Here is a 12,160-nt window from a genome sequence, read left to right on the forward strand (position 1 = left end):
CGTTAGGATGATTTTCTTACGCGCAGATACCACTCCACCAAAAGTCGGACTTGTTTCGGCGTATACCCCTTCTCCGTCATGCGGTTGACGAAATTCTCGTGCTTGTCCTGGTCTTCGCGCGAAGACTTGGCATTGAACGAGATGACCGGCAGGAGATCCTCGGTGGTCGAGAACATGCGCTTCTCGATCACCATCCTGAGTTTCTCGTAGCTGGTCCAGACCGGATTCTTGCCACCGTTGTTGGCCCGGGCGCGCAGCACGAAATTGACGATCTCGTTGCGGAAGTCCTTCGGGTTCGAGATGCCCGCGGGCTTCTCGACCTTCTCGAGCTCGTCGTTCAGCGCGTTGCGGTCAAGGATTTCACCGGTATTCGGATCGCGGTACTCCTGGTCCTGGATCCACAGGTCGGCGAACACCACGTAGCGGTCGAAGATGTTCTGGCCATACTCGGAATACGACTCCAGGTACGCGGTCTGGATCTCCTTGCCGATGAACTCCACATACGGCGTGGTCAGGTACTCCTTGATATAGGAGAGCAGCTTCGCTTCCTGTTCCGGCGGGAACTGTTCGCGCTCGATCTGCTGTTCGAGCACGTACAGCAAGTGGACCGGATTGGCCGCGACCTCGGTGTTGTCGAAATTGAAGACCTTGGACAGTACTTTGAACGCGAAGCGCGTCGACAGGCCATTCATGCCTTCATCCACGCCAGCGTAGTCGCGATATTCCTGGTACGACTTCGCCTTCGGATCAACGTCCTTCAGGCTTTCGCCGTCATAGACGCGCATCTTCGAGAAGATGTTGGAATTCTCGGGCTCCTTGATGCGCGTGAGCACCGCGAACTGCGCCATCATCTTCAGCGTGCTGGGCGCATTCGGCGCCGCCGACAGCGAACTGCTGCGCAGCAGCTTGTCGTAGATCTTCACCTCTTCGGACACGCGCAGGCAGTACGGCACCTTGACGATATAGATCCGGTCGAGGAAAGCCTCGTTGTTCTTGTCCTGCTTGAAGGTCTGCCATTCGGCCTCGTTCGAGTGCGCGAGGATCACGCCGTCGAACGGTATCGCGCCAAAGCCCTCCGTGCCCTTGTAGTTGCCTTCCTGCGTGGCGGTCAGCATCGGGTGCAGGACCTTGATCGGCGCCTTGAACATCTCGACGAACTCGAGCAGGCCGCGGTTGGCCAGGCACAGGCCGCCGGAATACGAATAGGCATCCGGGTCGTCCTGCGGAAAATCCTCGAGCTTGCGGATATCCACCTTGCCGACGAGCGAGGAGATGTCCTGGTTGTTTTCGTCGCCAGGCTCCGTCTTGGAGATCGCGATCTGGGACAGCACCGACGGGCGCAGCTTGACCACGCGGAACTGCGTGATGTCGCCATTGAACTCGTGCAGGCGCTTCACCGCCCAGGGCGATGGAATGGTGTTCAGGTACCGGATCGGGATGCCATAGTCCTCTTCCAGAATCTTGCCGTCTTCCTCCGGCGAGAACAGGCCGAGCGGAGATTCATGGATAGGCGAACCCTTCAGCGCATAGATGGGCACCTCCTCCATCAACGCCTTCAGCTTCTCTGCCAGCGAGGACTTGCCGCCACCGGGAGGCCCGAGCAGATACAGGATCTGCTTGCGCTCCTCCAGCCCTTGCGCGGCATGCTTGAAGAAGGCAACGATCTGCTCGATCGTGTCCTCCATGCCGTAGAAGTCGCGGAAAGCCGGATAAATCCGGATCACCTTGTTGAAGAACAGCCGTGACAGGCGCGGATCGTGGTGGGTATCCACCAACTCCGGCTGACCGATCGCGGCGAGCATGCGCTCAGCCGCAGTCGCATAGGCGGTCGGATCCTTCTTGCAGATATCCAGGTACTCCTGGATGCTGAATTCCTCTTCCTTGCGAGCTTCGAAACGCGTGGCGTAATGGCCGAAAATGTCCATACCTCACTCCCGTCAGAGTCCCCGTCCGAGGCGAAAGCACTGCTACTCCCCTGAGGCTTCGCGCCAGCTTTCGCGATACACCACCCCGGCTTGGCGACGTGGTCATGTTGCGAAGTCTTTACTTCATCATAGTCAAATAACGGCGATGGTGGAGCTTGAGTTGACGATTCGCTTGCCTGTGCGCAACGGCGTTTCCGCCCTGCAAACACCACATTTGAACCACTGCCCCTCTCCGCGCGCGACGGGCCATTGACTATGCTGTGACAAACCTTACACCTTTCCGCCCCAATCTGCACAGCAGGTTTTGTAACGATAAAACAGAAAAGCCGGCGCTTTCGCCGGCCTTTCTGTTGCGGTTTCCGCGACGTGCATCAGCACTCGCGGACTGCTGATGACAACGCTCAGAGCGTGCGGGCCACCAGTTCTTTCATGATTTCGTTCGAGCCGCCATAGATCTTGCCGACACGCGCATTGGCATACATTCGCGCGATCGGATACTCCAGCATGTAGCCGTAGCCGCCGTGCAACTGCAGGCACTCGTCGATGATTTCGCAGTTGCGCTGCGTGCACCACCACTTGGCCATGGCCGCGGTCGCGGCGTCGAGCTTGCCCTCCATCAGCTTCGCCATGCAGTCGTTGACGAAGGTCGCGGCAATGGTCGCGTTGGTCTTGCACTCGGCCAGCTTGAAGCGCGTGTTCTGCAGGTCCAGCAGTGGCTGCCCGAACACCTTGCGCTCGCGCACGTAACCGGTGGTCAGCTCGATCGCGCGCTGCATGCTCGCCACGGAGCCCAGGGCGATGATCATCCGTTCCTGCGGCAACTGCTGCATGAGCTGGTAGAAGCCCTGGCCTTCCTGAGCGCCCAGCAGGTTGTCGCACGGCACCAGCACGTCGTCGAAGAACAGCTCGGCCGTGTCCTGGCCCTTCTGGCCGATCTTCTCCAGGATGCGGCCGCGGCGGAAGCCGGGCAGGTCCCGGGTTTCCACCATGATCAGCGATACCCCGCGCGAACCGGCTTCCGGATCGGTCTTGGCCACCAGGCACACCAGGTCGGCGTGATACCCGTTGGTAATAAAGGTCTTGGCGCCGCTGATGCGATAGCAGTCGCCGCTGGCTGTCTTTTCGCGCACCGCGCGGGTGCGGATCGATTTCAGGTCGGAGCCGGCGCCCGGTTCCGACATGGCGATGGCCGCCACCATTTCGCCGCTGGCCATCTGCGGCAGCCATTTCTCCTTCTGCGCCTGGGTGCCGTAGTTCAGGATGTAGTGCGCCACGATGCCGCTGTGCACGTTGTTGCCCAGGCTGGTGCAGATACCACGCGCCATTTCCTGCGTGATGACGGCCTCGTGGGCGAAGTTGCCGCCACCGCCGCCGAATTCCTCGGGAATGCTCGCGCACAGCAGGCCGATCTGGCCGGCGCGGCGCCAGACGTCGCGATCGATGTAGCCCTGTTCAGCCCAGCGCGCCTCGTTCGGCGCCAGCTCGCGCTCGACAAAGCGCCGCACCGTGTCACGGAACAGGACCAGGTCTTCGGTCATCCAGGGTGCCTCGGACGAGGCGGCGGCGTTCAGTTCGGGAGATCCCATGATGTGTATCGACTTCGAAATGCCAGAGGAGGAAGAAAGACAGCCGGTCATGCCAGCTGCCATGCCTATATAGATAGAGGCGTAATTCGTGTTGAAGGCGCCCGGGCATGCGGCAATGCAGCATGCCCGGGCGCCCGAGATCAGTCAGGCCAGCGATAGCGCGGCGCCTGCTTGGACAGGAACCGGCTGGCGGCTTCCTGGCGGTATTCCGTCGCAAACGCAATGCCCTGTCCGTCCGCTTCCATGGCCAGCATGCTGTGCAGGTCCTGGTTCAGCGAGGCATTGAGCGCCTTCTTGGTCAGCGCCACGGCCACCGGCGATGCCTCGGTGAACGCGCGGGCCATCGCCCGCGCGCGCTCCTGCAGGCTGTCGGCCGGCACGATCTCCATGACGATGCCTTGCTCCTGCGCGGCCTCGGCATCGAGTTCGCGCATCGAGAACATCAGCGCCTTGGCGCGCTGGAGTCCGATCATGCGCGGCAATGTGTAGAACACACCACAGTCGGGAATCAGGCCCAGGCGCAGGAATGGCAGCGCGAAGCGCGCGCGGGGCGTCGCGAGGATGATGTCGGCGGCCAGCGCCAGGCTGAAGCCGGCGCCGAAGGCGGCCCCGTCCACCGCGGCGATCACCGGGATCTCGAGCTGGATCAGCGCCTCGAGCCACGGGTGGATGTTGTTCAGCCGCTGGCGGCCCTGCGCGGCCGTGAACTCGCCCTGCATGGAGCTGATATCGCCGCCCGAGCAGAAGTCGGTGCCGGCACCGGTCAGGATCAGCGCGCGCACGCTGGTGTCCTGGCGCAACTGGTGGATCACATCCCCGATCTCCCGGCGCATGACGCCGTTAAGCGCATTCTTGCGGGCCGGGTAGTCCAGCGTGAGGGTGGCAATGCCGTCTTCCACGGCATAGCGAATCGTTTCCATCGATGACTCCTGGGAAGGCTTGCGGTTCCGCGCCCTGTGCGGCGATCAGTCCAGCTGGATATGCGCGTCGCGCACGATCTTGGCCCACTTCGGCATGTCGCCCGAGACCACGCCCGCCAGTTCCTGCGGGGCGGAACCCACCGGCTGCAGCCCCATGCCGGCCAGCTTCTGGCTGATTTCCGGCAGCTTGACGATGCGCGCGACTTCGGTCGCCAGGCGCGTGGTCACTTCCTTCGGCGTGTTGGCCGGCAGGAAGATCGCGAACCAGCCGCTCGGTTCGAAGCCATGCAAGCCCTGTTCGGCAAACGTCGGCACGCTGGGGATCGCCTTGAAGCGCTGGGTGCCGGTGATGCCCAGAATCTTGAACTTGCCGCTGGTGAGGTACGGATACGCCGAAGTCACATCGACGAAGGCCGAATCCACCTGGCCGCCGAGCAGGTCGTTGACCAGCGGCGCCGCGCCCTTGTACGGGATGTGCGTCAGGTCGATGCCGGCCTGCTGGCTGAACAGCTCCCCGTGCAGGTGCGACGAGGTGCCGTTGCCGTACGAGCCATAGCTGAGCTTGCCGGCCTTGGCCAGCGCGATGAATTCACGCAGCGTGTTGGCGGGCACGCGGTTGGGCACCACGAACAGGTCGGACGACTTGGCGATCAGCGAGACCGGCGTGAAGTCCTTGCTCACATCGTAAGGCGTGCGCTTGTAGAGGCTCGGCGACTGGATCAGCGCGGTGATGGCCAGCAGCACCGTATAGCCATCGGGCGAGGCCTTGGCCACGATATCGTTGCCGAGCATGCCGCTGGCGCCCGGCTTGTTGTCGACCACGACCGCCTGGCCCCAGGCCTCGGCCAGCCGCTGGCCGATCATGCGGCCCACGGTGTCGGTGCCGCCGCCGGCCGGATACGGCACGACCAGGCGGATCGGCTTGCTCGGGTAGTTGGGCTGGGCCAGTGCGTGGCCCACGCTGCCGAGCATGGCGGCGCCGGCCAGGGTGCCGGCTTGCGCCAGCCAGGTTCGTCTGCTGTTGTGCATGATGCTGTCTCTCTCCAAAACTCTGTCTGTCCGCGGGCCTTACCGGCTTTGCGCCCTGGCTTGCGCCGGGTCCGCCGGCCGCATGGCGTCTTCCTGCAAGGCGCGCCACTGGATCTTGCCGGTGGCCGACTTGGGCAGCGCGTCGACGAACTCGACGATGCGCGGCACCTTGTAGGCCGCCAGGCGCTCCCGACACCAGCCCATGATGCGTTCCGGCTCGGCCTCGGGCGTGCCGCGCGACTCGGGGCGCAGCGCCACCACGGCCTTGACCGTCTCGCCGCGATGGTCGTCGCGCGCCGCGATCACGCAGGCCTCGTGGATGGCCGGGTGGCCGTAGAGCAGGTTCTCCACCTCGGCCGGCCAGACCTTGAAGCCGGACGCGTTGATCATGCGCTTGAGGCGGTCGCGCATGAAGAAGTAGCCCTCTTCATCCATGAAGCCCAGGTCGCCCGTGCGCAGGAAGCGCTTGCCGTCGATCTCGATGAACGACTCTTCGTTGGCCTGCGGGTTGTTCCAGTAGCCCTGCATCACCTGGGCGCCGTGGGCGACGATCTCGCCGATCTCGCCCTGCGGCAGTTCGGCCAGCGTGTCGGGGTCCACCACGCGGGCATCCACGCCAAAGGTGGCAATGCCCAGGCATTCGCGCTTGGGCTTCTGGCGCGGGTTGGACAGCAGGAACGACGCGGTCTCGGTCATGCCGTAGGCTTCCACGTACGGCAGGCCAAAGCGCTCCTGCAGCATGTTGGCCACCGCATCGGGCATGGCGGCCCCGCCGCCGCCCAGGAACGCCAGGCTTGACAGGTCGCGCTGCTCCACGCCCGGCTGCGCGAAGAAGTCCACCAGCATGGCCGGCGGCGCTCCCCATACCGAGGCGCGATAGCGCTCGATCAGGTCGGCCGCCAGGGCGCGGTCCCAGCGCGGCATCAGCACCACGGTCGCGCCCAGGTAGATCGGCGAATGCATGCAGTTCTGCATGCCGAGCAGGTGGAACATCGGCGCCACGGCCAGCACCACGGCTTCCGGCGAGCTGCTGCGCCACACCTGCGACCCCACCGCGGAAGTCATCATGGTGCCGTGGGTATGCATGCAGCCCTTGGGATTGCCGGTCGTGCCCGAGGTGTAGGCCAGCATGCAAAGCGTGTCGTAGCCGGCCTCGTGCGGGCGCGGACGCTGGCCGGCATTGCGCGCGGCATCCCATTCCACCGGCATCGCGCCGCCCGGTGCCGCTGGCAGCGCGGGCGCCGGCTCGCGCAGCCAGGCCGGGACCAGCAGGCCACCGTCGTCGTGCAGCATGCCTGCGTAGTGATGGACGATCACGTCGCGCAGCGCCTTGCCGTGCAGCGGCGCGACGCGGTCGTACAGCTCGCTGCCGCAGAAGGCGGCCACGGCGCCGCTGTCGCTGACCACGTGTTCGAGCTCGGCTTCCAGCCACATCGGGTTGGCCGGCACCACCACGGCCTCGGCGCGCAGGATGGCGTAGTAGGCCGCGATGTACTGCGGGCAGTTCTGGCTGAACAGCACCACCCGGTCCCCGGGCGCGATGCCGCAGGTGTGCTGCAGGTAGCCGGCCATGCGCTCGACCTCGTCCAGCAGCGCCGGGTAGGTAATCGCGGTGCCGAAATACTGGATCGCGGTCTTGTCGGGATAGCGGCGCGCGGCCACTTCCAGGTTGTAGAACAGGCTGGTGCGCGGCACGTGCAGCGAGCCCGGCAAGCCGGCGGGCCAGGCGGGGGAACGGTAAGGCTGGGTGGTACTGGCGGACTTCATGTCGGGCAATGCTCAGTCAAGACGAATGTTGTGGGTACGGATCACCTTGCCCCAGCGCGCATAGTCGGTCTGCACGGTCTGGGCAAAGGCATCGGGGGTGCTGCCGGTCAGGATCACGCCCATGTCGTTCATGCGGGTACGCACGGCGGGATCGGCCAGCACCTTGTTGACGTCGGCGGAAAACTTCTCCACGATCGCGCGCGGCGTGGCGGCCGGCAGCAGCAGGCCAAACCAGCCCATCGAATCCATGCCGGCGATGCCGGCTTCCTTGAACGTGGGCACGTCAGGCAGCTGCGGCGCGCGCGAGGGACCGGTCACGGCCAGCGCGCGCAGGCGCCCCGAAGCCGAGTGCGGCTTGGCCCCCATCACGGAGATCACCGCCGAAGGCACCTGGCCGCCGAGCAGGTCGTTCAGTTCCGGCGCCTCGCCCTTGTAGGAGACGTGGATCATGTCGAGCCTGGCGCTCTCGTTGAAGATCTCGCCGTAAAGGTGACCGCTCGAGCCGGTGCCGTACGAGCCGTAGGAGTACTGCTTCGGCTTGGCGCGCACCAGCGCGACAAACTCCTTCAGGCTCGTGGCCGGCACGGCGCTGTTGATGGCGAACACCAGGTTCGTGGTGCCCAGCTCGGACACCGCGACAAAATCCTTGATGGGATCGAACGGCGCCTTCGCATAGAGGCTCGGCGCCTGCACGAGCGTCGTAATGGTCAGCAGCGCGGTATAGCCGTCCGGTTCGGCGCGGGCCACCACTTCGGAGCCGATCATGCTGCTGGCGCCGGGGCGGTTCTCGACGACCACCGGGCGCTTCCAGGTCTTGCCCAGGCCGTCTGCAATCGCGCGCGCCAGCACGTCGGTCGCGCCACCGGCCGGATACGGCACCACTAGTCGGACGGTTTTCGATGGGAACGCGCCTTGCGCCATGGCCGTGCCGGCACCCAGCAAGCCGGTGACGAGCCCGCCCAGGGCCAGCGCCCCTGCGCCCAGACGCTGCAATGCACTACGACGATCTGCCTGCATGTGGTTGTCTCCTGTGTATTTTTTTGTTGCAGGGTCAGGGGGGCTGCCCCCCTCTTTTGTCGCCAGCCTTGCATCCGGCGATCCGGCCCTGTCCGCGTGCCGGTGGCGGTCCGTTCGGCGCGGACTTTTCCACAGCGAAAGAGTGCGCGATCAGGGGTGGTCCGGACAATGACCAGACGACCCAAAATGATTGGCCGAACTGCTCAGATGGAAGGCAGGCTTTGGCAAATCCCGATTGTGCGGCGCCACCCGGCCGCGATAAGGTCTGACCCGTGCCGACATGCCGCCATAGCAGTGGGCAAAGTCGGGCACCGCCCCAGAACGACGAGGAGACTCATGCACATCGTTGCCACGCCCGCTCACCGGCATTCCGTGCCGGGCATGCCGCGCAGCATCGCCGCGCCGGGTCCGGTGCTGGCCGGCGTCACCGGCGCCGTCATGGCGGCACCGGCCGCGGCGCCCGCGCCGGCCCGCCATACCATCGCCATCCACCACGTCCAGCAGATCCTGCTAGGCGCACACCGGCTCGGCTGCGACATAGAGGCCCTGCTGCGCCGCGCGGCCATCTCGCCCGCCCTGCTGGCGTCGCCCGCCGCGCGCGTCACCCAGGACCAGTACGCCGCGCTGATCCGCTCGCTGCGCCGCATCACGCGCGACGAGCTGTGGGGCCTGCTGAGCCGCCCCGTGCCGCCAGGCGTCTTCGCCCAGGCCGCCAAGGCGATGGTCCATTGCACAACGCTGGAAGAGGCCATCCAGGCCGGCTTGCGCCAGTACCGGCTGCATATCGGCGACTTCACGCCCAGATTGCATCGCTCCGACGACGGCAAGACGGTTTCCGTGCGCCTGCACGCGCATGCGCCGGCATCGCCATGCCAGGTATTTGCCGAGTCGACGTTCGTATTCCACGCCTATGGCCTGATCAACTGGCTGGTGGCGCGGCGCGTGCCACTGTCCCGCGTCGACCTGAGCGCGCGGCCCCCAACCGGGCAGACCGACACCGAGCGCGTCTTCAATACATCGGTCCGATACAGCCAGCCCTGCACGGCGCTGCACTTCGATGCGGCGTGGCTGCGGCTGCCGGTGATGCAGGACACCACCGGCCTGGACGAGTTCCTGCGCGAAGCCCCGCACAAACTGCTGGTGCGCTACCGCGACAACAGCTGCCTGGCCGAACGCATCCGGCTTCACCTGCGTTCGCACCTGGACGACGAACTGCCTTCGCTCGAGCAGATGGCGCAGATGCTGCGCCTGACCCCGCAAACCCTGCGCCGCCGCCTGCGCGACGAAGGGCACGGCTACCAGAACATCAAGGACAGCCTGCGGCGCGATGTGGCGATCGGCATGCTCGAGCGTTCCGGCCTGACGCTGCAGCAAGTTGCGCTGCGGCTGGGCTTCTCGGAGCCGAGCACCTTCCATCGCGCCTTCAAGAAATGGACCGGCGTGGCACCGGGCGAATACCGCCAGCGCGGCATGCAACTGGCAAGCGCCGAAGCCTGACAACGGGGTAGAAAAAAAGCCGGCGATGACAACGTCATCGCCGGCCTTTTGCTGCGGGACGCCTGCCGCGCGTGCTCAGACCACGCCCTGCTCCCGCAGCGCGGCAATCCGCTGCGCCGACAAGCCCAGCACCTCGCCCAGGATCCGCTCGGTATGTTCGCCGAGGCGCGGCGGCGGCGCGTCGTACCGCACCGGCGTCGCCGAAAGCCGCAGCGGGCTCTTGACGGTCGGGCAGATGGCGCCATCCTTGCGCACCAGATCGACCTGCAGTTCGCGATGGCGGACCTGCGGGTCTTCCAGCACCTGCGCATAGTCGTTGATCGGCCCGCACGGAATGCCCTGCGCTTCCAGTGCCTCCACCCAGTGCGCGGTGGCGCGGGTGCGCATATGGTCCTCCAGCATCGGCACCAGCACCTCGCGGTGGATGATGCGTCCGGGGCCGCTGGCAAAGCGCTCGTCGGCGGCCAGGTCCGGACGCTCGATGCCGCGGCAATACGCCTGCCACTGGCCGTCATTGCCGGCCGCGACGATCATGTAGCCGTCCGCCGTGGCGAACACGTGGTACGGCACCATGTTGGCGTGGGCATTGCCGTAGCGCGGCATGGCTTGGCCGGTGATGCGCTGGGCGATGATCGGCGTCGCGCCCACCGCCACCACCGCATCGAGCAGCGCCATGTCGATATGCTGGCCCTCGCCGGTGCGCTCGGCATGCCGCAGCGCAGCCAGCACGGCCACGGTCGCGTACATGCCGGTCAGCATGTCCACCACCGCCACGCCGACCTTCTGCGGTCCGCCGCCAGGCAGGTCGTCGCGCTCGCCGGTCACGCTCATCAATCCGCCGATGCCCTGGAAGATGAAGTCGTAGCCAGGCTTGTGCGCGCTCGGCCCGGTCTGGCCATAGCCCGTGATCGAGCAGTAGACCAGCGCCGGGTTGATCGCCTTCAGGCTCTCGTAGTCGAGCCCGTAGCGCTTCAGGTCGCCGACCTTGTAGTTCTCCAGGACGATCTGCGACTTGGCCGCCAGGTCCCGCACTACCGCCTGCCCTTCCGGGCTGGCGATATCCAGCGTCAGCGACTGCTTGCCGCGATTGGCGCCGGCAAAGTAGGTGGCATCGCGCGACGGCTGTCCGTCAGCCTCCGGCAGCCACGGCGGGCCCCACGAGCGCGTGTCGTCGCCGACCCGGGGACGTTCCACCTTGATGACTTCGGCGCCAAGGTCCGCCAGGTTCTGCGCGCACCACGGCCCTGCCAGGATGCGCGACAGGTCGAGCACCCGGACGCCGGCCAGCGCGCCCTGCATGGCGGCCGCCATCTCAGATCGGGTCCCAGCTGATCACGTCGGGCGAGCGCTCGAGCTTGAAGAAGCTGTTGCGCATGGCCGGCATGGCGATCTCGCCGATCGATTCCGGCGTCCAGCCTTCGCTCATGTGCACCGAGCGCACCGGGCGCGGCTGGCTCATCAGGATGATTTCGTTGGCGCGCACCGCGAAGATCTGGCCGTTGACCTCGGCCGCCGAGGGGCTGGCCAGGTAGACCGCGACGGGGCCGATCTTGCCGGCTTCCATCTTCTGCAGCTTGGCCACGCGGGCCTTTTCCTCCGGCGTTTCGGCGGGGATCGAGCTGGTCATGCGGCTCCACGCAAACGGCGCAATGCAGTTCGAGCGCACGTTGAAACGCTGCATGTCGAGCGCGATCGACTTCGACAGCGCGGCGATGCCCAGCTTGGCCGCCGAGTAGTTGGCCTGGCCCAGGTTGCCGATCAGGCCCGAGGTCGAGGTCATGTGCACGAATGCGCCGCCTTCCTGGTCCTTGAAGTAGTTGGCCGCGGCGCGGCTCACGAAGAAGGTGCCGTGCAGGTGCACGTCGATCACCGAACGCCATTCCTCTTCGTTCATCTTGAAGAACATGCGGTCGCGCAGGTTACCGGCGTTGTTGACCACGGCATCGATACGGCCGAAATTGTCGAGTGCGCACTGGACGATGGCATTGGCGCCGTTCCAGGTCGATACGCTGTCGGTATTGGCCACGGCTTCGCCGCCGGCCGCACGGATTTCATCCACCACGCGCTGTGCGGGGCCGGCATCGCCGCCTTCGCCGGACATCGAGACCCCAAGGTCGTTGACCACGACCTTGGCGCCGGCGGCTGCCATCGCCAGCGCGATCCCGCGCCCGATACCACCACCTGCGCCCGTTACCAGCGCTACCTTGCCTGCCATCAAACCGCTCATTGCGTTGCTCCTCTGAATACTTTCCCGGTCACCGGACCGCGTTTCTGGCGACAATAACGGCTTGTCCGCGACGGCCATGCCAAGGCGCGGACAATCATGTCCAGATGTTATTGCCACGCCGGATACGATAAATTGTCGGCTGAAACATTGGAATTCACGATTTGCAAAAGTGGCCTTTGGCCTGACGGAACC

At 65.5% G+C, this 12,160-nt stretch carries 9 protein-coding genes; 1 reads left to right on the forward strand and 8 read right to left on the reverse strand.

Translation table 11 applies throughout. The annotated features are described in order from the left end of the window. Window positions 1-2: 2 nt before the first annotated feature. The 6 genes from ACIGJC_RS25690 to ACIGJC_RS25715 all read right to left on the reverse strand — a co-directional run bounded on the left by ACIGJC_RS25690 (window position 3) and on the right by ACIGJC_RS25715 (window position 8,244). Entirely contained in the window at window positions 3-1,925 is a 1,923-nt protein-coding gene (locus ACIGJC_RS25690) for a PrkA family serine protein kinase (protein ID WP_483712213.1), read from the reverse strand. A gap of 401 nt (window positions 1,926-2,326) precedes the next feature. Then, window positions 2,327-3,511: an acyl-CoA dehydrogenase family protein gene (locus tag ACIGJC_RS25695; protein ID WP_483712214.1), complete on the reverse strand. Its 1,185-nt coding sequence runs from the start codon at window positions 3,509-3,511 to the stop codon at window positions 2,327-2,329. Window positions 3,512-3,651: 140 nt separating this feature from the next. Next, window positions 3,652-4,431, reverse strand: a complete 780-nt coding sequence (locus tag ACIGJC_RS25700) for an enoyl-CoA hydratase/isomerase family protein (protein WP_483712215.1) — start codon at window positions 4,429-4,431, stop codon at window positions 3,652-3,654. 45 nt (window positions 4,432-4,476) lie between these two features. Continuing rightward, complete coding sequence (locus ACIGJC_RS25705; RefSeq protein WP_483712216.1) at window positions 4,477-5,460, reverse strand: Bug family tripartite tricarboxylate transporter substrate binding protein; 984 nt, start codon at window positions 5,458-5,460, stop codon at window positions 4,477-4,479. A 39-nt stretch (window positions 5,461-5,499) separates the two neighbouring features. Then, the gene (locus tag ACIGJC_RS25710; protein WP_483712218.1) at window positions 5,500-7,227 is read right to left on the reverse strand and encodes a long-chain fatty acid--CoA ligase; all 1,728 of its coding nucleotides are present in this window, start codon (window positions 7,225-7,227) and stop codon (window positions 5,500-5,502) included. A gap of 12 nt (window positions 7,228-7,239) precedes the next feature. Further along, window positions 7,240-8,244 (reverse strand): tripartite tricarboxylate transporter substrate binding protein, encoded by a 1,005-nt coding sequence (locus ACIGJC_RS25715; RefSeq protein WP_483712220.1) that lies wholly within the window; start codon window positions 8,242-8,244, stop codon window positions 7,240-7,242. A gap of 336 nt (window positions 8,245-8,580) precedes the next feature. On the opposite strand from ACIGJC_RS25715, the gene ACIGJC_RS25720 reads away from it, so the two are divergent. Beyond that, window positions 8,581-9,741 carry an AraC family transcriptional regulator gene (locus ACIGJC_RS25720; protein ID WP_483712222.1) on the forward strand — a complete coding sequence of 387 codons (1,161 nt, stop codon included), beginning with the start codon at window positions 8,581-8,583 and terminating at the stop codon, window positions 9,739-9,741. Window positions 9,742-9,816: 75 nt separating this feature from the next. Here ACIGJC_RS25720 and ACIGJC_RS25725 read toward each other — a convergent pair whose 3' ends face one another. Beyond that, window positions 9,817-11,052: a CaiB/BaiF CoA transferase family protein gene (locus tag ACIGJC_RS25725; RefSeq protein WP_483712224.1), complete on the reverse strand. Its 1,236-nt coding sequence runs from the start codon at window positions 11,050-11,052 to the stop codon at window positions 9,817-9,819. A gap of 1 nt (window position 11,053) precedes the next feature. Continuing rightward, on the reverse strand, window positions 11,054-11,968 hold the full coding sequence (locus ACIGJC_RS25730) for an SDR family NAD(P)-dependent oxidoreductase (RefSeq protein WP_483712225.1): 915 nt from the start codon (window positions 11,966-11,968) through the stop codon (window positions 11,054-11,056). Window positions 11,969-12,160 lie beyond the last annotated feature (192 nt).

This window comes from Cupriavidus sp. C3SS-1 (genome assembly GCF_057073755.1).